Origin of the sequence: Flavobacterium procerum (assembly GCF_042431625.1) — a bacterium.
Classification (GTDB): Bacteria; Bacteroidota; Bacteroidia; order Flavobacteriales; family Flavobacteriaceae; genus Flavobacterium; species Flavobacterium procerum.
Genome location: NZ_JBHLYW010000011.1, coordinates 12,572 through 36,929 on the forward strand (window position 1 = coordinate 12,572; position 24,358 = coordinate 36,929).

Consider the following 24,358-nt stretch of genomic DNA (forward strand, 5'->3'; position numbering starts at 1 on the left):
TTAATTTTTTAATATTTTTTTATAATATGACAAGTGGTTTTCTGCCATTTTTTCTGCGGTAAAAAACATAACAGCTTTAGAGTTTGCACGTTCTCCTCTTTGATGGCGCTCTAAATAGGCAGTTTCAATAGATTTTTGTAGCGATGATAAATTGTCTAATTCGAAAAAGCACACTTCTTCTGAATTAAAAATCTCATTAAAAGAAGGTAAATTAGAACAAACTATAGATTTTTTAGCTAAAGCAGCTTCTACCATTGCTAAACCAAATCCTTCAGAATAAGAAGGCATCATATAAATATCAAAAAAATCTAAATATGAATATGGCGCATGCATATAAGGTAAAAACAGTACTCTATCTGATAGATTTAGTTTTTTTACAATCTCTTTTATTTTTACTAAATCTGGACCATCCCCTATCAAAACAAAAACATAATTAGGTAATAGTTCTAAAACTTTAACAACTTGTGAAAGCCCTTTTCTTTTTGTAATATAGGCATATGCTCCAAGGACTTTATACCCTTCCTCTTTATATTTAGTAATTGATTTTTCTATTGCTGCATCTGTATCTATGTTATCTATTGTACATCCATTATAAATTGTTGTTAAATTATTCGATAACAAATTATTGTATTTATCTTTTATCTGATTAGATATAGATATAACACCATCAAATCTTCGATGAATATGACACCAATAATGAGTTAAAAAAAAAGATACAAAATTATTATACTCCATGGAAAAACTTTTGAACGTATCTTGATGAATTGTGCTTATAATTTTTGCACGAGAAATTCTTTTTCTCCATTTATAAACATAGTAATCTGCTCTTAGCGTATGACTATGAATTACGTCATAATCATCAAATTTAACAGGGTTATTTTTATCAATCTTAAAAACATTACACTCAAAATTCAATGTTGAAGAATCATCATCTAAATAGTAAACATCAATCAAATCAACTTTATCTTTCAGATGATTAACTATATTATGTACTACAACAATTGGCCCTGTATTTACTAAACTGGGCAATATAAAAGCTATTTTCATAATATTTTTTATTTAAAAACTTCTCTTATCAAAGAAATTTTTTGAGATACTGTGTAATTAAGTTTAAATAAATCTTTTAATAAAATTAAAAATGAAAGAATAATAATTTGAAATTTATAAATTCCCTTAAAGTGTTTATTAATATAAAGTTTCATTCCCTTTGTCATCATCATTTTTCTTCTAAAAGGCAACTTTTCTTCAAAACTCCCTCCTTCTAAATGAATTATATCTCTAACATTAATGATATATCTCTTTAGATTTAATTTAGACATACGTTTTTGGAGATCTGTTTCTTCATAATACATAAAAAAATCATGATCAAAACCATTTATCTTATTAAATACAGTTTTAGGAATAAACAAATCAGCTCCTGACACAAAATCAACTTCTAAAAATCCCTTTTCATTAAGCTTTGCATATGTCTCTAGTTCAAATTTATTTTTATATATTTTAAAGGTCTCTAATAATCTTCTATAAATTCTCTTAGAAGTTACAAATTGTCCAAACGAAAGAGCATCTTCTTTATTTGAATTAATCAAACATGTTCCGACTGCTCCTAAATCATCCTTTAAATGCTTTTCAGCAAAATTAAAAAGCTTACTAATCACATCATCTAAAAGAATAGTATCTGAGTTTAACAAAAAAATGTATTTCCCATAAGACACTTCTGCTCCAACATTATTTGCTCTACCAAAACCAATATTTTCTTCCAAATATAAATATCTAATTCGTTTGTCATTTGAAAAAAAATCTTTACTTCCATCTGTTGACGCATTATCAACTAGTACAATTTCTACAACAGTATCTTTAGTAAACTTATGCAAACTTTCTATGCATTCATTCGTCATTTTAAGAGTATTGTAATTTACAATTACCACAGAAACATTCACTCCATCCATCTTTAAAACTTTAGATAATAGCTAATCCTAATAATCAAATACTTAACAAAACCAATACCATACTTTGCACGAATTACTTTATATAAATTATTAGAATAGGTAAAATCCGGCATATGAAAATATCTTTGAAGGATAGGAAATCTATACTTTTTACTGGAGGCTCCGATAGTATTATTAGCATGTTGTCTATAATAAATCGTTGGAATGGGTAAAGATACGATTGCCCCATTAGAAGAATCTACACAAAGGCTTATCCAAAAATCATGCATTAAAATATTTCCGGTATAATCTATAGATAAATCCCTTGCTTTACGGTTAAACATCATTGTACATCCTGTCACATAATTCACCAATTTCAAATATTTTCTCGTTATTTTTGACGGGTTTATGTTATCATTTTCCCACAAAGACTTAGCAGTAATATTTAAATTATTATCTGTAACTACAAGGTCGGTATGTACTATTATTGCTTTTTCATTAGATCTTTTACTCTCAGATTCTAAAGCATCTAAGCTAATTTGCACTTTAGAAGGAAACCAAATATCATCCTGATCACAAAACATATAATATTCTGCCTTTACATTTTTTAACAACCAGATAAAACTTTCACAGGCTCCCAAATTTGTCGTTTCACTCTCAAACAACTTAATATTTGAGTATTTACTTTCATATTCTTCTAAAATACTTATTGTAGAATCAGTTGAACCATCATCCCTGACGAATAATTGGAATTCTTTATATGTTTGGGAATACAAACTTTCCAATTGATCACGCAAGTATTTCTCTCCATTATAGGTTGACAATAGTATTGCTATCATAATTTAATAATCTCTATCAATAAATTTATCACTCTCAGATTCATAACTAAAAACTGAATAATAAGGAATCCATTTCATATAATAGCCTGCTGGCCAATAAAATGATGTATAACCACTTGTAAACAAAATAAAAATAAATGTCGTTACAACAATTAGTTTGCTTGAGGTAATAATTTTTTGTCTAAAAAATGGAATCAATACATCTGCTAATGAAATACAGTAAAATAACATTATATAGTTAGTAAATCGAGTAAAAATTATAGTATTGAAAATTGAACAAACTCCTAATAAACCAAATACACAAATTAAGTACTCATATCTTATTAAGATATCAAATTTACTCTTTGCCCAATAAAAAAGGCCTATTGGAATAAGAGTCCTAGTAGCAAAGAATAAAAAGGTAGACTTCCAACCATATGAAGCTTCTGAATAATCATTAACTTTTTTGTTAATTTTATCAACATTTTCAAAAAAAGTAAAAAGATAATTTAGTTGATTTAGAGCCAGTAAAACAACAATCAACAATAGAATATAATTTCTATTAATGCGCAAAAATTTCAAAAATGGTAAAACTATTAAAAATACAGCCGAAAGATGAAACAGAATTGCAATAAAAACACCTATATAATATCGAATCCACTTGTTATTCTCAAGATTTTTGTAGTTAATTACAAAAACCATTATTGCAAGAGATTCACGTAAAATTTCAACTGTAAAATTGATATAAAACATTAATAGACACAAAAACAAAACACTAAAACGAAGTCTTGAATTTTTCCATATAAAATAAAAAAGACAACTATTAATTATTAATACATGAAAAATTTGAAAAGTTGTAAAACTAGGGTAAACCGCTTTAGCGAGAGAATTTAAAATGGTAAAAAGTGGCTGATATTCAGAATCCCAGGAAAAATCTAATATATTATTGGCAGAAATATTATTAAAATACAACATATAAAAATAACTATCCCCTCCAACCATATAACGCAAGCCTATAATTGCAGACAAATAAATGTAGAGACCAAACCAAACAAAATATTCACCACTATCTTTATATTTACAAACATCAAATACAATTGCAGCAAAAAATGATACTATGAAAGGAATGATATAAAAAATCATTTATTTAACTAGTTTGGATTATTTCTTAACTTAGTATACAAAAGAAAACGTTGAATAGAATAATCTCTAACTGTGCACATTGATTCATGAGATTTTAGTAATTTTTTTCTAGCCTGTCCCATCTTAAAGTTATCTTTATGATAAACATCGCTTCTATTGATTTTGCTTTCAACAAAGCATTCATAAGCTTTACCCCAATAATGATTAATTTGTATAGTTAAAGGCTGAAAAGGAAGCCAAAGATGTATCCCAAAACTCATGAAATTTTTAAATTGATTTACAGGCGGTACTTTCACTCCAAAAATTTTTGAACTAATAGAATGTGGATTATCAAATTCTGATATGGGAAAATTCATATTACAAAACATCTTTGTAAAGACACTTGGCTTAGGCCAACATTGGGTATACTGTTCTATAACCAACTTATTTTTATCATGCTCTAACTTACCTTGTGAACCAAATTGCTTCCAATAAATTGCCACACCTGGATAATTTTTATACGATTTTAACCATAAAGAAATATTATTTGTAGATAGAGGGCAAACAAATTCATCTACATCAATAAAAGCTAACCAGTTTGTATCCTTCTTATGCTTTTTATAGCAATCTTCATAAGCAATCATTTGAGAATGTTCAAATGACCAATCAATCAAATCAACAATACCTTCCTTTATATATGGTTGCAAGATTTCTAAGTAATTGTCATCTGAATTATTGTTGTACAAATAAAAATGTTCAATTCCTGTCACTAAATGATATTGTATCCACTCATCAAGATAGCTTGCTTCATTCTTAAATATACAGCAAAAACTAACTGAGTATTTAAAATTCATATTCTGTCGCTTAAATAAGCTATTAATCAATATTATTATATAGATAAAAAAAGATTTACAACAATATGCAATAAAACGAGTAAAATAGTTTTTAAACAAAGTTTGTTTTAATCTTTCCCTAGTAATAAAATTACCATTTATATAATAATCTTGAATATCTTGTGTCATAATATTATTTGGTTAAATACATTTTGCATCTGAAATAAAACTGTCTCATGCCTTTTGCAAACAAAAAAAATAAAACTGTTAAAAATGTAAAAAAAATTAAAGTTGTAATAAAGCAATAAAGTAGACCATTTACGATTGATGAGTATGGATCGATTCCTATAAAACCGCTACAATATTGAGTTACAACAAAAACTGCAAATACAATAATTGTTAATTTTAAATACATCAAAAAATAAATACTTACACTCGATTTGAAACCACTTTTAAACAAGAAAATTGGTTTCCACAATAAAACAATTATGAAAAGACTAGATATTACTCCTATCAAAACTCCATTAATACCATAAAAATATCCTAACAAAATAGATACACCTATATTAATAATGGTTTCAATAATTGGAGCGGCAATATCTTTAAAAAGACCATACGCATTTAAAAAAGAATCAACAGTAAGCCTCGTAATATTGATAAACATTATAATTACCAATAATATTAAATTTGACTTTTCTAATAAATATTCTTTTCCCACCCAATATGTGATAAAAATTGGCGTGAACTTAAAAACACCATAGCATGCTATACTAGTTAAAAAAAACCTTAATGTAAATAATTCTTCAAAAACCACCGAAATCCTATTAATATCTGCTTGAGATACTAAATTTCCAACTCCAGCATTTGTACTATTAAAGACAGCTCCCAATAGAGCTGTAATTCCTGCAATAATTAACAAATAATTCCCATAACTTGCAATAAATGACAAACTTGTAAATGCAAATATTATCAGAGGTCCACTTTCATTTAATGCAAAGCCAGCTATTTTATGAGTAATTAACTGTTTCGTTTTATGAGTTATTTGAGGATATTCATTTAACATTTTTTTTCCTGAGGAAATACTAGTTACCAACCATGGATATTCTAAATGGAGAATATATTTTATCCCAAAAACGGTTGCCAAAATTGCAATCAGCTCCCAAAAAAGCCACCATAGATATCCATTACTAAAGAAGCATATAAATAATATTTGAATAATTACTTTAAGAATTTTCACACCTTGCAATGCATAGTTTAACTTAAATTCTTTTTGATCAGACACTAAAACTATTTGCTGATAATTTAAGAAATAACCTATTAATGCAGACAATAACAAGACTCCAAATGTCGCATATGCATACCAAAGCGGAACTTTTATATCAGAGAAAAAATAAGGAAAAAAAAACATTAGTACAATAGCCAGTATCGCTACTACAATACCTATTCTGCTATATAAATATCCTTGAACAGATACAATGTCATTTATTTGTTTATGATCATCAGTTCCTAATGGTTTATATAGTGAATAACTAATTGCCGCACCTACTCCAAGTTCTGCTAAATTAAGAAACTGTAATAAATTCATTGCAGTTGTATTCAAACCTAAAACTTCAGCCCCCAAATAATTTAAAAATACTTTTCTATAAAAAAATTGAAGTATTAAATTGCAACAATAAAAAACTAACGCAAACTTTGCATTCTTTAGACTTTTTTTTACTCTAGAATTGTCTTTCATAAATTTAGCATAGAGCCCTATTATTTATTCTTTTTTACTCATATCGATATTAAAAGATAACTTTTATCATTTTTTAATGATTAAGTGAATCTTCAGAGTAATTTAGATGAGATATATTCTTCATTGCTTAATTTTATAAACTTCTAAAAAACCTACGCAAAATTAAAGTTAATGTGACAATCACAATTGCTAATCCAGCTCCCAATATAATTCCCTTTAACTTACCCAAACGATTTTTTGGTAATGGTAAAATAGGTTTATCAATTATTTGAATTAAAGGCATTTCTCTTCTCAGGGTAACTTTAGCCAATTCGCTTTGTTTTACCAATTCAGTAAGAATAGCAGTATTTGCCTGCACATCAACCTGTCTTCTAGCTGAAGGAGTCCTTCGAACATTTAAGGCTGGATTCAAATTAAAGGTATTATCAGTTGCAATTGCAACGCCAGTAATAGCTCCATTAAGCTCATTACGTACAGAATCAACTTGACGCTCTAAAATATTCATATTCATACGAGCTTTTTTGCTTTTTGTATCAATATAAAATTGCCCTACCTCTTTTGCTAATGCTTTACAAAAATAAAAAGAAAACATTTCATCATTTGAAGACATATCTATGCTAATAATAGAAATTTTTTTATCTTTTTGAGCTACAAACAAAGAATTTCTAAATAAATCTTGATAAATAGTCCCTAGTATACTATCATGGGCTCGAGTAAAATTCTTACGATCCGCATAAGGTAAAAATTGTATTTCATTTAATTTCGGATTCTTACTCCATTTATCTCTCCAACTATTATTTTGGATATACATTTCTGCCAAAGAAATTACTTTATTATTGACAGTAACAGGGGTAAGTAAAGTTTGTTCTACCATACTACGAGATTTAAATAATTCTGCCAGATTAGCGCCAGAAAATACTCCTCCATTACCACCCCCTAAATCGAATCCAAAAGAGCTTGCCAAACCTAAAGCCCCGCCAAGTCCTCCACCTGCTTTTTCATCTTCCAACGCAAATGTTAAAGTTGCTGTATAAATTGGTTTTTTAATTATAGAATATGCAAAACCACATACTCCACCTATAACTCCTGCTAAAAAAACAATTTTCCATTTAGAAAGCAAATACTTATACCATTCTTTTACTTTATGAATTAATTCTTTTAACGATATTTCATCATTTACCATAGGTGTATTATTCATTAAAAATCTATTTAAAAGCAGTTAGAATTAATAAAGCCAAACTCGAAATCACACTCCCTATACCTACCCATTCACCTGCTGTCATTTTCTTTCTTTCTGGTTTTTCTGGCACCACAATTTGGGAATCTGGCTCTACTTTTGGATAAGATCTAAAAAACAAAAATGAAGTTGTTACATCAGCCTTTCCATTTGGATAGATTATATATGATTTCCTTTTCCAGCCTTTATTGTCTACACCTCCAACGGCATTTAAATAATATTTAAACCCTTTACCACTTCTATACGGAATTTCAGAAGTTAGCAAAACATTTCCAGTGACTTTTACACCCTCATTATATACCGCAACTTCAATTTCGTCACCTGGAAATAATGTGACATTAGAAAAATGATTTTTATTTTTTACAATTTTTTCCCAGTTTACAGGAATTGTCGCAAACTTTAAATCTTCTTTCAATTTTTTTGCAAGCTTTCCTTTCAGTGTGTCACTTTTATCTAAATTTAAATCTATGCGCTCTAAAGTTTCGATTTGCTCTTCTTTTATTGGTCTCTTAATTTTCATTCCGTCAAGATTTGCAATAGAAGTCAGTCCACCAGCTCTCATTACAACATTATACACAGTCTCTTTTTTATTAGCCAGAACATATTTTCCTGGATAACTTACCGCTCCGCTAATCGTTACCATTTGAGGTTTTTCATAAACAGCCATTCTTCGAATATTAATTACATCGAATGGCTTTAGTATAAAATTTTTAACCTGCTCGTTATTATCCGCAGTAATTTCAAGTTCTACTAATTCGACTCTTTTTGGGTCTGCGTCATCAATTTCATCGGATTTTACCATTCTGGCAATCTCAACTCTTTTAGATGCTGAACCTGTTAGGCCTCCCACTTGTACAACTAAATCGTTTAAAGTTAAATTTTCATAGTACTCGTATTCTCCTGGATTTTTAACTTCACCATCAATTATAACTTTATATTCTTCTCTAAAATCCAAAATTGAATAAACAGTAACAATATCTTCTCTCTTTAATTCAATATCTGCACTTAAATCACCAGATAACGCAGCCTCTAAGTTAACGTTTACAATTTCCGTAGTTAAATCTGTTTTTAGCCTAATAATTCGTGCTCGCTTACTGTAAGCGTCTTCTTTTAAACCTTCTGCTCTTGTTATAAGATCAGAAACTCGCATTCCTTCTGTAAATGAATAATAATCTGGTCTGAAAACTGCTCCTTCGATTTTTATACGATTTTCGAAGCGATTTAATATTCTGGTTACTCTAAAAACATCTCCAGATTGTGGTTGATATGTTTTAAACTCACTTTCGTTTATATCGTGAACCTTAAATTCTTTTCCAGTTTTTTGAACTACATTAACTGAAGCTGTATATGCAAATTCATTGAATCCCGAAGCAAAACCTAATAAATCGGCAAACGTTTCTCCTTTCTTCATTTCAAAAACGCCTGGCCGTTTTACCTCTCCTTCAACAGTAACTCTTTGGGTATAAGCCGGAATTCTTATAACATCGTTTTCTTTCAAACTAACATTATCTGACTGGTCTCCTTTTACTAAAAATCTATAGATATCGATATTTTTATAAACTTTATTATTTCTAATCAATTCGATATTTCTATAACTCCCGTTTTTTCCAGGTCCGCCCGCCAAATGTAATGCATTGTAAACTGTTGCTAAAGAAGAGAGGGAATAATTACCTGGTTGTTTTCCACCTACTACTGTAATTTTTATTGTTCTGATTTTGCCTAAGCTTACACTTACCTGTGATTGCCCAGATCTAACTGTACTGTAAACTTTTGCTATCGCTGCTTTTATTTTTTGTGTTGCTGCTTCTATTGTCATTCCAGAAACAGCAATCTGCCCCACGTATTCAATAGAGATTTTTCCTTCTACACTCACAGGCAAAGTCCCATTATATTCTTGTACTCCATATACTGTAACCTGAATTTCATCTCCCGGACCTAAAACATAATTCATCGGAGTAGCCATTTTCAAATCCGGTTCGAAGTTTAGAGTAGGATTATCAAACAGTTCTGATCCAAAAATAATAGCATTTGCCGAATCTTTTACTTTGACATTTTTGATTGCGTCTTGCTTTCTGCCTGAATCAGATTTTTTTTCCCCTTTTTCAACTTTTTCAACATTCTCTGAAGGATTGGCATTTTTCTTTGCATACTCATTCAACTTAATCTTCAACTTATTGAAATTTGCCTGACTCATTCCTTTAGACAATGCCATTGGCTCAACCTGATCAATTGTTGCATTATTGCTTTTTAATTGTGCACTAATTTTCGCCAAATCATCATCAGATAAATAATCGACATTAACTGTACTTAAATCTTTAGACTTCATTATATCTTGTGCCTTAACACTTAAAGACATTGTAAGCGCAAAAAGCAATAAAAGAACGTATGTTACTTTTTTCATATATTATGAATATTGTTTTTGGTAGTATTCTTTATAAGCCCCAGAAGTTACATTCTCCAGCCATTCTTTATTATTCAAATACCAATTAATAGTTTTTTCAAGTCCTTCTTCAAAAGTAACAGAAGGTTTCCATCCTAATTCTTTATTAATTTTGGATGCATCTATAGCATATCGTAAATCATGACCAGGCCTGTCTTTAACATATGTAATTAGCTTTTCAGATGTTCCTTTTTCTCTTTCTAACTTTCCATCCATAATCTGGCATAATAATTTTACCAAATCAATGTTTTTCCATTCGTTAAACCCTCCAATATTGTAAGTTTCGTGATTTTTCCCTTCATGAAAAACTAAATCAATAGCAATAGCGTGATCCTCCACAAATAGCCAGTCACGAGTATAATTTCCATCTCCATAAACCGGAAGAGGCTTATTATTAATAATATTATTGATGAATAATGGAATTAATTTTTCTGGAAAGTGAAATGAGCCATAATTATTGGAACAATTCGTTAAAACATAAGGTAGTCCATAAGTTTCTCCATAGGCTCTTACAAAATGATCTGAACTTGCTTTTGAAGCAGAATAAGGTGAATTTGGGTCATATGGAGTAGTTTCTGTAAACAATCCTTCAGTTCCTAGAGACCCATAAACTTCATCTGTACTGATATGATAAAATCTTTTTCCTTCAAAACTATTCTTCCACTGATTTTTAGCAGCGTTTAATAAATTCATCGTGCCAATTACATTTGTTTTTACGAATGCCAAAGGGTCTTCTATCGAACGATCAACATGTGATTCTGCTGCCAAATGCAAAACGCCATCAAAATTATGGGTTGCAAAAAGTTCATTAATAAAATTCTCATCAACAATATCTCCTTTTACAAAAGTATAATTAGACTTATCCTCAATGTCTTTTATATTTTCGAGATTGCCTGCATATGTTAAGGCGTCTAAATTAAAAATTTGATATTCTGGGTATTTGTTTACAAAACGTCTTACGACATGAGAACCAATAAAACCGGCACCACCAGTTATAAGAATTTTTTTCATTTTGATGATTTTATTAATTTAATAAATCTGAGTTTTGTCTTTCTAATTCGTTATATATATCCTTAACATCCTGAGAACTTTCTTTTTGCAAAATCAAATTTGCGTCAACAGTGTGAACAAAAATTGTATTTTTTAATCCTAAAAATGTTGTATGACATTCGCATCCTATAACCATATTTCCATTTGAATCTATTGAATGCCCTTTTGACACCAAATATTCATAAACTGATTCAAAAGAACCTAAATCTGACCATGAAAACGATGCAGGAACTACTTTTATCTTTTTACTTCGTTCCATCACGGCATAATCAATACTTATTGATGGAATTTCCATAGATAAAGCCAAATCTAGAAACCCATCTTTTGCTGCTTCCCAAACTGCTTTAGATTTTTCATAAACATCTGGCTGATACTGTTTTAATTCCTCCAACAGGACTCCAGCTTTAAAACAGAACATTCCACTATTCCATAAAAAATTTCCTCTGGCAATGAATTCTTTTGCAGTTGTTTCATTTGGTTTCTCTCTAAAAGATATTACCTTATCCCCTTTAGCCTCAATGTATCCATACCCAGTCTCTGGTTTTGTTGGTATAACTCCAAAAGTTATAATAAAACCTTCTTCTGCCTTCGATACGGCTTCGCTGATAGCATTATTGTAATTATCCATTAAATCAATAATATGGTCTGAAGGGGTAATAATCAAAATATCATCTGGTTTGGCTGCAAAAGCGGCAAAAGCTATCGCTGCTGCTGTATTTCTTGGCGTAGCTTCAACCACATTTAAATATTCTGTATTGGTCTTGCTCATCACTTTTTCGCTTAAATGATGATTATCGACATTTCCGATAACCATTACTTTATTCGCTAAATGACTATTACGTTCGACAGTCATTTCAAATAGGGATTTCCCTTCGAATATCTCTAAATATTGTTTTGGCTGGCTTTTACGCGACAGAGGCCATAATCTGCTCCCAATACCGCCTGTTAAGATTACATGTATTATTGATGAATTCATGACATTATATTTTTTTTAATTGTTTTTCAGCCACTTCTTTTCTAAGATTACTACTTGAAAATCTATGATCTCTAACATTGAAATATAATGTTATTCCTTTTTGTTCACAGTAAGAGCGACCTGTGAAATTTTTTTCACGATATTCATCGCCAATAATTCGAACGTCAATTTTAAACGAACGTAAAATATCTTCCAAATCTTGCTCAGTTGAATAGGGAACTATTTCGTCAACAAATTTGCAACCTTTTAGTTGTATGTATCTTTCAACTACTGTTTGCGATGGGCTATTTTTTTCTGGACGATCTAATGTTGGGTCTATTTGCAAACCTGCTATTAAATAGTCGCATTCTCTTTTCGCTTCTTCTAACATTTTAACATGTCCAGCATGAAGTAAATCAAAAGCACTAAAAGTTATTCCTACTTTCATAATTTAATTTTAAAATTATATCTACAGCCTGTTATCGGCAATTGATCCCAAAACTCCTTTAACATCATATATTAAACTATTTGATTTTTGCAATCCAGCAAAGTCTAATTCTAAAAACTCTTTGTGAGAAACGCCTAGAACTATCGCGTCAAATTTATTGTTGGGAATAGAGCCCGATGTTACTAAATTATATTCTTTTTTTACATCATCCCCATTTGCTAGAGGGTCAAATATTGTGACTAAAATTCCATACTCTTTCAATGCCTTTACAACATCAACAATTTTAGTATTTCTAACATCTGGACAGTTTTCCTTAAATGTTATTCCAAGCATTAACAACTCAGCTCCATTAACAGAAATTCCTTTTTTAATCATCAATTTGACGATTTGTGAAGCAACATATTCTCCCATACTATCATTTAAGCGACGACCTGCAAGAATAATCTCAGGATGATAACCAAACTCCTGTGCTCTTTGTGCTAAATAATAGGGATCTACACCTATGCAATGTCCTCCTACAAGTCCTGGTTTAAATGGTAAAAAATTCCATTTTGTTGCCGCGGCATTTAGAACTTCCTGCGTATCGATGTTCATCAAATTAAAAATCTTCGCTAGTTCATTTACAAAAGCAATATTAATATCTCTTTGAGAATTCTCAATTACTTTGGCTGCTTCTGCAACTTTTATACTTGGAGCTAAATGTGTTCCTGCAGTGATAACTGACTTGTACAAAGCATCTACTTTTAGTCCAATTTCTTCTGTTGAGCCAGAAGTTACTTTTAAAATCTTTTCTACTGTATGTTCTTTGTCTCCAGGATTTATTCTTTCGGGTGAGTATCCTGCAAAAAAATCTTCGTTAAACTTAAGACCAGAAAATTTTTCTAAAACTGGCACACATTGTTCTTCTGTAACTCCAGGATAAACCGTCGATTCATAAACAACAATATCATTCTTTTTCAAAACTTTTCCAACAGACTCACTCGATTTATACAAAGGAGTTAAATCTGGTCGATTGTTTTTATCAACTGGAGTTGGAACTGTAACAATGAAATAATTACAGTCTGAAATATCATTTAAAGAACTTGTACAATATAATCCCGAATTGTTAGTAGGACTATCTACCAATACATTTTTTAATGTGTCAACATCTACTTCTAATGTACTATCAATTCCTGAATTTAGACTTTTGACTCTTGATTCATTAATATCAAAACCCACAACCGGATATTTTGTCGCAAATAATCTAGCCAGAGGTAAGCCAACATAACCTAGACCAATAACCGCTATTTTTATATTTTCTTCTACTCTCAATTTCTCTCTATTATTTTCAGTCATTACAATTCACGGCTTCGCCTTTCTAAGCCACAAACCACAACTCAGACGCTTTAAATAAATGATTTTCCCGCAAATATAGGTTATTCACATTACTTTATCAATACGGTTTCTCGTATAACTAAAAAGAAATTCGTATTAATTTTTTCTAAATAAATAAAACACTCTTAATCAACGATCAAAAATTTTATTTACAAAAAAAAAGAGAGCTTAAACATATCAAATGATTAAACTCTCTTCTATATGATAACATCAAACGACATTATTTGTATTTTATTTTGAGAACACAGCCTAATGATTCCAAAATTAAAATATAATGCGTATTCGACACCTCTTGAACAATCGCTTCCTGATTACTAAAAGCGCCTGATTCTAGTTTTATTTTGTCACCAACTTGAATTGACGTTACCGTTACATCTGCAATATTTGGCGATTTAAGACTTGATTTTATAATTTCAATCTCTTCATCTTTAACAATTGCTGGTTTTCCAAGCCAAAACAGATATCGCACAACACCTGAAACTTGAAAGACTGAGTTCCTATCAGCTTCTTCCAGTCTAACAAAAACATACGAATTAAAAAGAGGCACTTCTACTTTCTTTTTTCGATCAGACCATTGCTTAATCTGGGTTATTATTGGACAGTAACAATCAATTCCTGACTGCTCGAGTTTTTCTGCCACTTTTTTTTCCCATTTTGGTTTGGTATAAATAACGTACCAATTCATAATTTCTTATTTATTGAAATAAAATTTTTCTCACCAACATTTTTCGACATCCAATTTACTTCAATTGAAACCGTTTATGAACCTATACCTTGATATACAAATCCTATTTCTTCTAATTCCTTAGCGTTTAAAATATTTCGCCCGTCAAAAACAAATGCAGGTTTATGCATGTTGTCGTAAATTTTCTTCCAGTCATAAGAAGCAAATTCATCCCATTCTGTTAAAATTGCAACCGCATGTGCATCTTTACAGGCATCATAAGCATTTTCAAACGCTACAACTGCGCTTTTATTATCTTGTCCTGATCTTGTTTCTAAATAATCTAAATCATTTACTATTTTATGCTCTGAAACTTTAGGATCATAAACAGCAATTTTTGCTTGCTCGTTAATCAAATCATCAGCAACGTAAATTGCCGCAGATTCACGCGTATCATTGGTGTCTTTTTTGAAAGCCCAGCCTAAAAATGCAATTTTTTTATCGGCAACCGTATTGTATAATGTTTGAACAATCTTATTTGAAAACCTTCTTTTTTGATGGTCGTTCATAACAATTACCTGCTCCCAATAATCAGCAACTTCATTAAGTCCGTATGATTTTGCTATATAAACTAAATTTAAAATATCTTTTTGAAAACAAGACCCCCCGAATCCAACTGAAGCTTTTAAGAATTTAGAACCAATTCGGCTATCCATACCAATAGCTTTTGCTACTTCATTAACATCTGCACCGGTTTTCTCACACAATTCAGACATTGCATTGATAGATGAAATACGTTGCGCCAAGAACGCATTGGCTGTTAATTTTGACAATTCCGAAGACCACACATTAGTGGTTAAGATTTTCTCTTCTGCAACCCAATTTGCATACACATCAACCAATGCCTTGATTGCTGTCTCGCCTTCTGGAGTTGTATCACCTCCTATTAAAATTCTATCAGGATTTAATAAATCTGTTACAGCGGTGCCCTCAGCCAAAAATTCAGGATTTGACAAAATCTGAAACTGAACACCATTTCCTGTATTATCTAAAATACTTTTGATTGCTTCTGCAGTTCTAACCGGAAGTGTCGATTTTTCTACTACAATTTTATTTTGTTTTGCAACCCTTGCAATTTGCCTTGCACATAATTCAATATACTTCAAATCAGCCGCCATACCTTTTCCTTTTCCATAGGTTTTGGTTGGAGTATTTACAGAAATAAAAATCATTTCGGCTTCATCAATTGCTTTGTCAACTTCTGTTGAGAAAAAAAGATTTCTTCCCCTTGCTTCAGCAACAACTGACGAAAGTCCAGGCTCGTAAATCGGAATGTTTTCTGTATTAGGATCGTTCCAATCTTTAATTCTTTGTTCGTTTAAATCAACAACCGTAACTTGAATATGAGGACATTTCTGTGCTATAACCGCCATTGTCGGCCCACCTACATATCCTGCACCAATACAGCAAATTTTTGTAATTTTCATCTAATCTTTTGTTATCTTGATCCTTTTATTATTTTAAATTATTCCAGTACCAGCTTATAGCTTCTTTTAATCCATCTTGTAAAGAATACTTTGGATTGTAGCCCAGCTGTCTTTTGGCCTTATCAATAGAAGCCAGCGAATGTGGAATATCCCCCGCTCTGTTTTCACCATAAACCACAGGAACAGCTGCAATGGCAGGATCAAACTCAGACAAATATTTTTTAAGATAAGCAACCAAATCATTCAAAGTATTGCGGTCTCCAAAAGCGGTATTGTAAACTGTATTTACGGCTTTAGAATCTTGACAGGTTATCGCTAGCTCATTCATCTGAATAACATTGTCAATATAGGTAAAATCTCTAGAATAATTACCATCTCCATTAACTACAGGGCTTTCATGTTTCATAAACTGCATTACAAATTTCGGTATTACCGCAGCATAAGCACCGTTTGGATCTTGTTTTCTTCCAAAAACATTAAAATATCTCAAACCGATAGTTTCTATACCATAAGTTTTGCTGAAAATCTCCGCGTATAATTCGTTTACATATTTTGTAATTGCATATGGAGAAAGCGGTTTTCCGATTACTTCCTCAACTTTGGGCAATCCTTCAGAATCACCATAAGTAGAAGAACTTGCAGCATATACAAAACGTTTTACTTTTGCATCGCGTGCCGCAGTAAGCATATTTAAAAAACCAGAAACATTGACATCATTAGTTGTTATCGGATCTTTTATAGATCTAGGAACAGACCCTAAAGCAGCTTGATGCAGTACATAATCAGCTCCCTCTACAGCTTTGACACAATCAGCAATATTCCTGACATCTCCCTCTATTAAGGTGTAATTTGGATTTTCTATAAAATCTTTTAAGTTATGTCGATGACCTGTAGAAAAATTATCAAGACAAATTACTTTATATCCGGATGCTAAAAAATACTCAGACAAATTCGAGCCTATAAATCCTGCCCCACCTGTAATCAATATTGTACTTTTTATATTATCCATCTCAATTATCTTTTTCTGATTTTATTAAATATTGTCGAGAAGAATCCCTTTTCAGGTTCTTCCTCATGATATCCGTTTGCATAAGTTCCGTAACCATATCCGTATCCGTAAACGGCTCCATACTTTGCTTTATTTTGATAACCATTTAAAACGATACTTGCATTAGTCAACTCGCCTCTCTTGATTCTAGTATTCAAAACTGTAATCATATCCTTTTTAGTATAATTCTGTCTCACTATATACAAAGCAACATCGGCATATTGTACTAATTCGAGTGCATCTGCAACTAAACCAACAGGAGGAGTATCTAAAACTACGTAATCGTATTTTTGTTTAAGTTCATCGATTAACTCTTTCATCGCTTCACTCATTATCAACTCAGACGGATTTGGAGGTATTGGTCCCGAAAGTATTACATCAAGATTCGGAATTTGGGTAGTATTTGTAATTTCTTCGAGACTATTTTGTTTAATAAGATAATTTACAACCCCAAGAGATGTTGTCAAATTAAACTCATCTGCCAATCTTGGTTTTCTTAAATCCAAACCTACTATTACTGTTTTCTTTTCGCTTAAAGCGAAAACTGTAGCAATATTTATAGAGCAAAACGTTTTTCCTTCGCCACTTATTGATGAAGTTATCATTAATGTTTTTGAACCGCTAACTTGCTGTTTTTTGTATAAAAATTGCAATGAAGATCGAATTCCTCTAAAAGCTTCAGAAAGTGCCGATTTTGGTTTTTCAAATACAGCTAGACTCCCTGAATTTTTACTCATTCCGACAACACCAATTACAGGAATTTGTGTCAGTTTATTGATATCTTCTGTATTCTGAATTGAATTATTAATGAAGAAAATTCCAAAAACAAATAACAACGGAATCAAAAGTCCTAGAAATAAAGCAAGCACATAGTTGACAGAAGTTTTAGGACCAATTAAGCCCCCTCCAATATCTTTTGCTGGATCGATAAAATGAATATCTGATAAATTTGAAGCTTTTACAATTTCTGCCTCGTTTCGTTTTTGAAGAAATTCCGTATAAATATTGTCATTTAAGTCATATTTCCTTTTAATCTTCAACAATTCTTGCTGTTCTTCTGGCAATCTTCTTACGGCGCTTTCTGCTTGTCCCATTTTTGAATTTACAGAAGCTAAATCCCCTAACAAAGACGCTTTTGCAGAAATGATGTTTTCTAACAAAACATTTTTTATTGCCTGCATTTGGTTGTCAAAATCTTTAAAAATCTTTTCGCTCTTTACTGCATAAGCCATTTCGGATCTTTGTGTAGAAAGAGCAATTAGTTTACCAACGCCATTCATAATATTAGGGTCTTCTATTCCCGCTACAGTAGGCGCAGGAAGTCTTGAATAATCCTGGCTATTGTTTAAATATGACTTTAATGAATTATAGTATGCAATTTTTCTTGTGATTTGATCTTTCTCTACATCAAAGTTCATTATTCTTTCGGAAACTTTTTCACCTCCGGCTTCAATCTCATAAATATTTTTGTCTTTTCTAAAAGATTTCAGTTCATTTCCTGTTTCTTTCAATTGCGATTCCATTGCCACCAATGTACTGTCAATAAACTTGATCGTATTGGTTGCAAACTGATTTTTTCCGTCAAGCTGAATTTTAATCAGCATTCTAACAGTCGCATTTAAATACTCTACCATACGCGCCTTATTGGTTCCCTGCATTGACAAAGTTAGTATTGAACCAGCTTTATCTCCATCAATATTGACCCCTTTATAGCGAGATACTGTACCATTAAAATCATTAAATCTTACAAAATATTCTTTCCCTACATATAAGCCAGGATTATCTGTAATTTGAAGGTTCCAATTTAAAAAAGGAAGTGTCACTCGATCGCCTACTTTAAATCGATATGCATATTTGACCGGTTTTACTGCCGTTTTACTGTATTCATTTGTCGAATAAGTAATTACAGAAACTGAATTTGTTTCAAAAGGAATCTCGATTTGATATTCATTTTGAGTCACAAACTTAATCTTTATTAATGCACCGGCAAGCTGTCCTTTATTCTTATCAATATCTACATAAAAAGGTACGGCACCATAAGAATCTATAAGATTATATTTTCCTTGCTCCAAATAGTCAATATAATATTGAAGCTTTTCGACAACCAATTCGTTATGCGATCTTGACTGAAGGATAGTCGAAATTCCGTTAACTTGATCCGAAATTCCTCCCCAGTTAAAAACTAAACTTGTATTAGACGTAAAAAAAGGATTGCTTTCCTCCTTAATTGAAATCATAGTACGCATTGCGTAAATTTTCTCTTTTCGAATATTTACCTGATAAGCAATTGTAAAAGCAATAATTAAACTAACCAAAAACCATTTCCAGTAACTGGCAATTTTTAACAAAAAACCTTTAAAATCAAAATTGGAATGATTTTCAAAAAAGGAAAAATCTTTTATATCTAACATTTTGAAAATTGGGTTTTAATTTCTGACAATTAAATAAACAGTTGTAGCAAGTGACAACAAAGTAATTATACTTCCGATAGACTGAATTCCTGTCTGTCCTGTCCCCCAGGTTTTCTGCCTTAAAGGTTTTACATAAATATAATCATTTGGCTGTAAATTATAATACGGGGACTGCATTACATTAACATCTGTAAGATCTATTTCATTCATCAGAACACCTGTCGGAGTCTGGCGAATTATCACTACCGCTTTTCTATTGCCAACTGTAGTAATATCTCCCGAATTGGCAATTGCTTCCATAATATTTACATTATCTTTAAACAATACTTTTGTACCAGTAGCTCCAACTTCACCATTAATTGTATATCTGAAACCAGCCAATTTTACATTAACAAATAAATTTGCATCCGTTTTGAAATATTCTTCAAGAAGTTTCTTTTCTATTTTCACTCTCACTTCTTCTAAAGTAAAGCCGATAACATTCATCTCCCCTAAAATTGGCATCCTAATATTTCCGTGGTCATCTACCCTAAAGCCATCAAAATACAAACCTGTTTCAGAACGACCTGCGGGAGTAGATGAGCTTTCGCTTGTATTAAAAATTGCTACTAATTTCGGATCAATTGCCTTAATGTTAACGCTTAAAACATCATTCACCTGCACTCTGTAAGGTTTTGCTTCTACTGCACTTATTGATTTTTGTTCGCTTGAAGTGTTTTTATCTTGCAAATAGACCAAGTCTTTTAGAGGAATACAGGACGTAAATAATACACTTGCCAGTAATAAGATATAAAAGCTGTTTTTTGTCATCAGTTTAATTTTGACGCAAATATAACTTTTTCCTTTAATTATCAGGGAATCTAAGTTTTATTTGGGGACTTATGTTTAATTATTTTTAAATGTTTTTTCAAAAGGCACACGGTGCAGAATACTCCTTCCGAGTGTTATCTCGTCTGCATATTCAAGTTCATCACCTACAGCAATTCCTCTTGCAATGGTCGAAATTATAATATCGGAATCTGCAATTTGTTTATAGATATAAAAGTTTGTGGTATCGCCTTCCATCGTTGAGCTCAATGCAAAAATAATCTCAACCACTTTTCCTGACTTGACTTTTTCAACCAGACTTGAAATCGTAAGCTGACTAGGACCGACACCTTCAATTGGCGAAATTTTACCTCCCAAAACATGATAAATTCCTTTAAACTGTCCAGTATTTTCAATCGCCATTACGTCGCGAATATCTTCTACAACACAAATCGTTTGATGGTTTCTGGCATGGTTCGCACAAATCTCACATACTTTCGTGTCTGAAATATTGTGGCAGTTTTCACAAAATTTAATTTCTTCACGCATAGTCGTCAAAGCTTGAGACAAAAAAGCAGTTTGTTCTTTTGGCTGTTTTAACAAATGAAGCACAAGCCGCAACGCTGTCCGTTTTCCAATACCTGGAAGCTGCGCCATTTCGTTTACCGCTTTTTCTATTAATTTTGATGAAAATTCCATGGCAGCAAAAGTAATACTTTAATATCGCTTTATAATCTCAATTCCTGCACTATTATAAAATATGTCAAGAATTTTTATCCGCTGATTTTATTGACAATTTATCTCAATATTGATTAGTTGCAAGAAGCACCAAAGTACAGGCGATTTCAACCTCAATTCCGTTTGGTTCCAGCAATTGATAGAATTCCGGATTTTCGGTTCCTGGGTTAAAAACAACTCTCTTCGGCTTTGTTTCTACGATAAAATTATAGTATTCGCGCTGACGGGATGGATTTAAATACAACGTAATTGTATCAATATTCTTGACCGGAATTGTTTTTGTATGAATGCTAATTCCGGCAACCTCTCCAGCTTTCTGCCCAATTGCTATTACTGAATGTCCTTTAGAGACTAACATATTTACAGCTTTGTACGAATATCGTTCCGGATTTGTTGATGCTCCCAAAACAAGTGTTTTTTTATTTTTCATTCTTTAAATTTAGAATTACAAAATTAACTAAAAAGAATGAGTGTTTTTTATCTATTTGATAGAGAATCATTCGCATTAAAAAATAACATCCTAACATAAATTCATCCAAAACCATAAAAAAATAACTATTTTTACCTCACTAACCCCCACTCTATGGATTTATTCATTTATTTATTTGCCGCACTTTTCTCGGTGCTAAACCCAATTGGAACCGTTCCAATATTTGTTGGATTAACACAGAATGATTCGCAGAAAGAACGTTCGAGGATTTCACTTTGGACCGCCATCAATGTCTGCATCATTTTATTGGTCTCTTATTTTATCGGACAATATGTTCTTATTTTTTTTGGAATCAGTATTGATGCGCTTCGAATTGCCGGCGGAATTATAATCGTAAACTCTGGTTTCTCTCTTCTTTCGGGAAAATTCAACAAAAAAAGAGGTATTAATAAAAAAATCGAAAACGAAGCGCACCAGCGAAATGACATCGCGCTAACACCACTTGCAATTCCAATGCTTGCTGGACCCGGCTCCATTTCCTTACTGATTGCTTTTTATCAGGAACATCATGAGGTAAATGAAATCATTATTTCGACTTTGGCGATTATTGCTATTGCCGTTGCTATTTTTGCGATTTTAAAAAGCGCACATTATTTAGCCAGAATATTGGGTGCTTCTGGAATTGTTGCTATCTCGAGAATAGTTGGTTTTATTGTTATCTCTATCGGAATTCAATATATCGTGAGTTCGATTGTAAATATTATAAAAGGAAATTTGATGTAAAAAATTTTCTTACAGAAAAAAAAGGGATAGAACATTCAGTTCTATCCCTTTTTTTATTTTATTCAAAAGACAATTCTAGCTTCTTGGCAAAAAGACTTCCGCCATCATACATCTTGCACTGCCGCCTCCGCAAGCTTCGATTGTATCTAGACTAGAACTCAAAATTTCTGCATGTTTTTCTAACTGAGCAATTTGCTTTGGAGTCAAACTTTGATGAGCCGAGGCACTCATAACAATATAACGTTTATCATTTGCCCCACGAACTTCAAGCATATTTCCAGCAAAATTATTTACTTGCTCTTCCGCAATTAGAATGATTTCTTTTCCGTCTTGTTTCAAATTATCCAAAACCATTTTGCGTTCTTTCTTATCATCAATGCAATCAGCACAAATTACCGCAAATGTTTCTCCGAGACACATCATCACATTGGTATGATAAATCAATTTTCGTTCGCCGTTTACCGTCTGAAAAGCTTCAAAAATTACTGGCGCATAATCAAAATCTTCGCAGAATTCGATAAACAATTCTTCATCTGCTCTTGGCGATAAGGCGCAATATGCTTTTCCGTTGGCTCTATCCAACAACAAACTTCCTGTTCCTTCTAAGAAAATACCATCTTCTTCTGCAGAGGTATAATCCATGATATCGGTAATTTCAAAACCTTTTTCTTCAAGAACGTCCAAAATATCTTCCCTGCGTTCCTGACGTCGGTTTTCTGCAAACATAGGATAAAGGGCAACTACTCCATTTTCATGAAACGAAACCCAATTGTTTGGAAAAACACTGTCAGGCGTATCGGTTTCTAATGTATCTTCTACAACTGTCACATCAACACCTACAGCTCTCAACTTGTCAACAAAAGCATCAAATTCCTGTTGTGCTTTTGCATTTACAGTACTTGGCAATAAACCATCTAATACTTTTTGATAGTAATTATTTACAGCTGTCTGTTCATTCATTCTGAAAGCAACTGGCCGAATCATTACGATTGCATTTGTTGTTTGTCTCATTTTTTTATTTGTTTTGTTTGCTTCGCCAATTCGGCCAAAGCCTCGTGTCTTGTTTCATGTTTTGCAAAAACTTGAAACTTGAAACAATTATTTAGTCTCTAATTAAAGGTAAAGTTGAACAACGCAACAAGCCTTCTTGTTTTGCAATTTCAGCATATGGGACTTCTTCAACTATAAAGCCGTTTGCACGAAGCCAGTTGTTAAGCCTTGTAAAGTTTTTTTCAGAAACCACTACATTTTCATCTATCGAAAATACATTCGAAAACATATTGTACATTTCGTTTCTTTCGATATGAAATAAGTTTTCTTTCCCGAAAAGATTAACTAGATACAGATAATCTGCTTCTTCTCTAAAACCTCTTTTATAAATTATTCCTTTGTTTTTTCCAACTGGCTGAAAACAGCAGTCAAGATGAAGTGCATTATCTCTAGCCTCCAATTTAGATTTCACTAAATCAAACTCTTTTACAATTTTATTTGGAAAAAGCGATTTGATATAATCAACACCATGCATATTGGTTCTGGCTGTTATATAGTCTTTATAATCACTTCCTTTATAAGTTCCAATGAAAATATGGTCATTCCAAAGCATCACATCTCCACCTTCGATATGCACTTCTTCGGGTGGACGGACAACTTTCAGAGAATCCATTTGATCAATGACAAACTGAATTGCCTCCAGTTCGCGTTCTCTATCAGGGAGAATATTAGATTTCACAAAAGTATCCTCAATGACAAAACCGATATCTCTTGCAAAAATCTGATTGTAATTTTCAATTATTTCCGGACGGTAAACAGTTACATCGTATTTCTGAAATACTTTACTAAAAGCATCCATCTCAGCAACCATATCTTTTTCTACAGGATAAGTACCTGCTTTAATATGTTCCAACGATTTAGGGTCATAAGCCTCATCTATGGTTGGAGTTGGCCCATTATGAACAGCAGAACCCAAAACTACGGCGCGAAGCCGCGATGTTTCGTTCTTTACATTTAATTGCAACATAACTTTATTGTATTTTGAGCAAATATAAAAAAAGCT

General features: G+C 31.8%; 22 protein-coding genes. 1 reads left to right on the forward strand and 21 read right to left on the reverse strand.

Going from position 1 to position 24,358, the window contains the following annotated elements:
- The 19 genes from ACFFLS_RS17845 to ACFFLS_RS17935 all read right to left on the reverse strand — a co-directional run bounded on the left by ACFFLS_RS17845 (nucleotide 1) and on the right by ACFFLS_RS17935 (nucleotide 21,522).
- Nucleotides 1–1,047 carry a glycosyltransferase family 4 protein gene (locus tag ACFFLS_RS17845; protein ID WP_379683491.1) on the reverse strand — a complete coding sequence of 349 codons (1,047 nt, stop codon included), beginning with the start codon at nucleotides 1,045–1,047 and terminating at the stop codon, nucleotides 1–3.
- An 8-nt stretch (nucleotides 1,048–1,055) separates the two neighbouring features.
- On the reverse strand, nucleotides 1,056–1,946 hold the full coding sequence (locus tag ACFFLS_RS17850; protein WP_379683492.1) for a glycosyltransferase family 2 protein: 891 nt from the start codon (nucleotides 1,944–1,946) through the stop codon (nucleotides 1,056–1,058).
- A 2-nt stretch (nucleotides 1,947–1,948) separates the two neighbouring features.
- Nucleotides 1,949–2,764, reverse strand: a complete 816-nt coding sequence (locus tag ACFFLS_RS17855) for a glycosyltransferase family 2 protein (protein WP_379683493.1) — start codon at nucleotides 2,762–2,764, stop codon at nucleotides 1,949–1,951.
- Nucleotides 2,765–2,767: 3 nt separating this feature from the next.
- Nucleotides 2,768–3,886, reverse strand: a complete 1,119-nt coding sequence (locus ACFFLS_RS17860; protein ID WP_379683494.1) for an EpsG family protein — start codon at nucleotides 3,884–3,886, stop codon at nucleotides 2,768–2,770.
- A gap of 8 nt (nucleotides 3,887–3,894) precedes the next feature.
- The gene (locus ACFFLS_RS17865) at nucleotides 3,895–4,887 is read right to left on the reverse strand and encodes a glycosyltransferase family 92 protein (RefSeq protein ID WP_379683495.1); all 993 of its coding nucleotides are present in this window, start codon (nucleotides 4,885–4,887) and stop codon (nucleotides 3,895–3,897) included.
- 4 nt (nucleotides 4,888–4,891) lie between these two features.
- Nucleotides 4,892–6,433 carry a lipopolysaccharide biosynthesis protein gene (locus ACFFLS_RS17870; RefSeq protein ID WP_379683496.1) on the reverse strand — a complete coding sequence of 514 codons (1,542 nt, stop codon included), beginning with the start codon at nucleotides 6,431–6,433 and terminating at the stop codon, nucleotides 4,892–4,894.
- A gap of 133 nt (nucleotides 6,434–6,566) precedes the next feature.
- On the reverse strand, nucleotides 6,567–7,631 hold the full coding sequence (locus tag ACFFLS_RS17875; RefSeq protein WP_379683497.1) for a Wzz/FepE/Etk N-terminal domain-containing protein: 1,065 nt from the start codon (nucleotides 7,629–7,631) through the stop codon (nucleotides 6,567–6,569).
- A 7-nt stretch (nucleotides 7,632–7,638) separates the two neighbouring features.
- Nucleotides 7,639–10,071, reverse strand: coding sequence for an SLBB domain-containing protein (locus ACFFLS_RS17880; RefSeq protein WP_379683498.1), 2,433 nt, complete (start codon nucleotides 10,069–10,071; stop codon nucleotides 7,639–7,641).
- A 3-nt stretch (nucleotides 10,072–10,074) separates the two neighbouring features.
- A complete protein-coding gene (rfbB, locus tag ACFFLS_RS17885) occupies nucleotides 10,075–11,121 on the reverse strand; it encodes a dTDP-glucose 4,6-dehydratase (protein WP_379683499.1) in 1,047 nt (348 codons plus the stop codon).
- A 13-nt stretch (nucleotides 11,122–11,134) separates the two neighbouring features.
- Complete coding sequence (locus ACFFLS_RS17890; protein ID WP_379683500.1) at nucleotides 11,135–12,136, reverse strand: mannose-1-phosphate guanylyltransferase; 1,002 nt, start codon at nucleotides 12,134–12,136, stop codon at nucleotides 11,135–11,137.
- A 4-nt stretch (nucleotides 12,137–12,140) separates the two neighbouring features.
- Entirely contained in the window at nucleotides 12,141–12,563 is a 423-nt protein-coding gene (locus tag ACFFLS_RS17895; protein WP_379683501.1) for an adenylyltransferase/cytidyltransferase family protein, read from the reverse strand.
- Nucleotides 12,564–12,584: 21 nt separating this feature from the next.
- Complete coding sequence (locus ACFFLS_RS17900; RefSeq protein ID WP_379683502.1) at nucleotides 12,585–13,898, reverse strand: nucleotide sugar dehydrogenase; 1,314 nt, start codon at nucleotides 13,896–13,898, stop codon at nucleotides 12,585–12,587.
- Nucleotides 13,899–14,157: 259 nt separating this feature from the next.
- Complete coding sequence (locus tag ACFFLS_RS17905) at nucleotides 14,158–14,622, reverse strand: UpxY family transcription antiterminator (protein WP_379683503.1); 465 nt, start codon at nucleotides 14,620–14,622, stop codon at nucleotides 14,158–14,160.
- Nucleotides 14,623–14,696: 74 nt separating this feature from the next.
- Entirely contained in the window at nucleotides 14,697–16,088 is a 1,392-nt protein-coding gene (locus ACFFLS_RS17910; protein ID WP_379683504.1) for a UDP-glucose 6-dehydrogenase, read from the reverse strand.
- 28 nt (nucleotides 16,089–16,116) lie between these two features.
- On the reverse strand, nucleotides 16,117–17,097 hold the full coding sequence (locus ACFFLS_RS17915; protein ID WP_379683505.1) for an SDR family oxidoreductase: 981 nt from the start codon (nucleotides 17,095–17,097) through the stop codon (nucleotides 16,117–16,119).
- Between the two features lie 5 nt (nucleotides 17,098–17,102).
- On the reverse strand, nucleotides 17,103–19,547 hold the full coding sequence (locus ACFFLS_RS17920) for an exopolysaccharide transport family protein (protein WP_379683506.1): 2,445 nt from the start codon (nucleotides 19,545–19,547) through the stop codon (nucleotides 17,103–17,105).
- Nucleotides 19,548–19,562: 15 nt separating this feature from the next.
- Nucleotides 19,563–20,357: a polysaccharide biosynthesis/export family protein gene (locus ACFFLS_RS17925; RefSeq protein WP_379683507.1), complete on the reverse strand. Its 795-nt coding sequence runs from the start codon at nucleotides 20,355–20,357 to the stop codon at nucleotides 19,563–19,565.
- A 75-nt stretch (nucleotides 20,358–20,432) separates the two neighbouring features.
- A complete protein-coding gene (gene recR, locus ACFFLS_RS17930; RefSeq protein WP_379683508.1) occupies nucleotides 20,433–21,053 on the reverse strand; it encodes a recombination mediator RecR in 621 nt (206 codons plus the stop codon).
- A gap of 103 nt (nucleotides 21,054–21,156) precedes the next feature.
- Nucleotides 21,157–21,522 (reverse strand): CoA-binding protein, encoded by a 366-nt coding sequence (locus ACFFLS_RS17935; protein WP_379683509.1) that lies wholly within the window; start codon nucleotides 21,520–21,522, stop codon nucleotides 21,157–21,159.
- Between the two features lie 153 nt (nucleotides 21,523–21,675).
- On the opposite strand from ACFFLS_RS17935, the gene ACFFLS_RS17940 reads away from it, so the two are divergent.
- Complete coding sequence (locus ACFFLS_RS17940; RefSeq protein ID WP_379683510.1) at nucleotides 21,676–22,305, forward strand: MarC family NAAT transporter; 630 nt, start codon at nucleotides 21,676–21,678, stop codon at nucleotides 22,303–22,305.
- Between the two features lie 75 nt (nucleotides 22,306–22,380).
- Here ACFFLS_RS17940 and ctlX read toward each other — a convergent pair whose 3' ends face one another.
- Complete coding sequence (gene ctlX / locus ACFFLS_RS17945) at nucleotides 22,381–23,316, reverse strand: citrulline utilization hydrolase CtlX (protein ID WP_379683511.1); 936 nt, start codon at nucleotides 23,314–23,316, stop codon at nucleotides 22,381–22,383.
- A gap of 91 nt (nucleotides 23,317–23,407) precedes the next feature.
- Complete coding sequence (locus ACFFLS_RS17950; RefSeq protein WP_379683512.1) at nucleotides 23,408–24,322, reverse strand: dimethylarginine dimethylaminohydrolase family protein; 915 nt, start codon at nucleotides 24,320–24,322, stop codon at nucleotides 23,408–23,410.
- Between the last annotated feature and the right edge of the window lie 36 nt (nucleotides 24,323–24,358).